General features: G+C 49.8%; 2 protein-coding genes. Both read left to right on the forward strand.

The window, feature by feature from the left end; all coding sequences use genetic code 11:
* Window positions 1-439, forward strand: a 439-nt coding sequence (locus WBA23_RS21795) for a nitrilase-related carbon-nitrogen hydrolase (RefSeq protein WP_424584392.1), incomplete at its 5' end; no start/stop codon positions are given.
* Window positions 440-580: 141 nt separating this feature from the next.
* Window positions 581-2,892: PVC-type heme-binding CxxCH protein (locus WBA23_RS21800; protein WP_424584393.1), on the forward strand; the 2,312-nt coding region annotated here is incomplete at its 3' end.

The raw sequence follows: 2,892 nt of genomic DNA on the forward strand, positions 1-2,892 counted from the left end.
CTGGATGCCGTTACCCCGAGCGGCTCTCTATGCTCAAGGAGAAGATGTACACGTAGCCGTCTGGCCCGGCTCCCAACGAAATACGCAGGACATCACCCGCTTTATTGCGCAAGAAGCTCGTTCCTACGTGGTATCAGTTTCCTGCCTGATGCGCAAATCGGATATTCCTGATGACGTACCCCAAGCGGATCGAATTAGAGAGAACAGCGAGGCGTTCCTGACCGACGGTGGCTCCTGTGTTGCCTCTCCCAATGGAACATGGCTGCTGGAACCACAGGTAGGCGAAGAAGGATTGTATACCGCAACTTTAGATCATCAAAAAATTAGGGAAGAACGGCAGAATTTTGACCCTTCGGGACACTATTCCCGACCGGATGTAACGCAACTTGTAGTAAACCGAGAACGTCAAAGTGTGGTAAAATTTAGTGAAGGCGAATGATATCATTCACTACGCTTTGCGAAAAAGCGAGTGCTCCCCTCCGCGTACTTCTTAAATCTGTCAGGCTTTTTTTATGGTTTCCGGAACTGTTGTATATTGTGCGTTGTGGTAAGATAAATACCAAATGTATAAGAAGAGCAAATGACAAATTTTCAAAGGAGATACGACCACAGCCTATTTAGCGTATTGGGTGCTGCTATCATGGTTATTGGATTAAGCAATTGCTCTGATCCCAACACTTCCGGACTATCAGTAGAAGAGAACTCCCATATTGTTCTTATTGGCAATAATTTAGCCTCGCGGATGATGCACTACGGGCACTTTGAAACCGAGCTGCAACTGAGGTATCCCGAGCATAATTTATTCATCCGCAACATGGCTGATCCGGGTAATACTCCGGGGTTTCGTCCTCACTCCAGCCGCAATAACCCCTGGGCGTTTCCGGGAGCCGAACAGTTTCAGGATGAATTAGCCCACGAATCGCGCAGCGAAGGACACTATCCTACTCCCGACGAATGGTTGACTAGTTTGGAAGCGGACATTATTCTGGCCTTCTTCGGCTATAATGAGTCGTTTGCGGGAGAAGCCGGATTAGATGATTTTCGGTCCGAACTGGATGCCTTTATCGATCACACGCTTAGTCAGAACTACAACGGCGACTCATCGCGAGCGGTGCAGTTAACTCTGGTATCACCTATTGCTTTTGAAGACCTTTCCGATCAGTACGATCTTCCTGATGGGCAGCAGGAGAACGCGAACCTAGCGATGTACACGCAAGCCATGCAGGAAGTTGCAGCGGAAAACGGAGTGCATTTTGTCGATGTTTTTCATCCTACTCAACAGTGGTTTAACGAAACTGATGCAGCCCTAACCATTGATGGGTTTCAGCTAACTGACGCGGGATATCAGCAATTTGCTGACTTATTGGCTGATAAGGCCTTCGGTGAAAAGGAAATAGATGCTGAACAGCACCGGAGCTTAGTCCACGCGGCTGTGATGGAAAAGAACTGGACGTGGCAAAATGATTATAAAATTCCTAACGGAGTGCACGTGTACGGCCGTCGCTACGAACCCTTTGGTCCTGACAACTACCCCGCCGAGATTAATAAACTTCGAGAGATGACCGCCATTCGGGATGGAGCTATTTGGCAAGCCACTCATGGTGAAGAGATTGACTTGGTCGCCGCTGATGCTCAAACTAGCGAATTACCTCCGGTAAAATCTAACTATAAGTTGGAAGAAGCCAGTGGTACTGATGAGTACCTCTACGGACAAGATGCCCTGGATAAGTTTACCATGGCCCCCGGCTACGAAATTGAGCTATTCGCTTCGGAGCAAGAGTTTGAGGACTTAGCCAATCCGGTTCAATTATCCTTCGATAACCAGGGACGGCTGTGGGTAGCTACCATGCCCAGCTATCCGCACTACAAACCCGGTGACGGTAAACCCAACGATAAAATTATTATTCTGGAAGATACTGACAACGATGGTAAAGCTGACAAGCAAACCACCTTTGCAGACGGTCTACATCTACCGGTTGGCTTTGAGATTGCCTCCGAAGGCGTATACGTTTCCCAACCCCAGGATTTGCTACTATTCAAGGATACCGATGGTGACGATCAGGCAGATGTGCGCGAAGTGCTGCTCAGCGGTTTTGATGATCACGATACCCACCATATGCACAGCGCATATACCGGAGACCCTTCGGGAGCCATCTACATGGGTGAGGGCGTATTTCTGCATACCAACGTAGAAACGCCCTACGGCCCGATACGAGCTACCAATGGTGGTTTTTATCGCTACAGCCCCCAGCGACGACGATTGGAGCGGGTAGCCCAACTTCCGATCCCCAACCCCTGGGGTATTGCCTTTGATGAGTGGGGACAGGACTTCTACGCCGACACATCGGGACCGGATGTGCAGTGGATGATGCCCGGGGAAGTAAAATCCCGCTACGGAGTATCTACCGCCGAATCGCGTAACCTGATTGAAGATGCCCACCGGGTACGGCCTACTTCGGGCTTAGAGTTTGTTTCCAGTCGGCACTTTCCCAAAGAGGTTCAGGGCGATCTGCTAATTAATAATACCATCGGCTTTTTGGGAACCAAGCAGCATACGATGGTAGACGACGGCACCGGATACCATAGTCAACATCGGCAGGATTTGATACAAAGTACTGATCCTAATTTCCGCCCGGTAGATATGGAGTTTGCCGCCGATGGCTCACTGTACTTGGTAGACTGGCACAATATGCTAGTAGGGCATATGCAACACAATGCCCGCGACCCCTACCGCGACCACGTTCACGGACGTATCTACCGCATTACCTATCCTAACCGTCCGCTAGTAGAAACCGCCGAAGTTGCCGAAGCCAGTATTGATCAGTTACTCGAGAACTTGAAACTTCCTGAATACCGCACGCGCTACCGTACCCGTCGTGAATTGCGCGGACG

Source organism: Tunicatimonas sp. (genome assembly GCF_049647865.1).
Taxonomy (GTDB): Bacteria; Bacteroidota; Bacteroidia; order Cytophagales; family Cyclobacteriaceae; genus Tunicatimonas.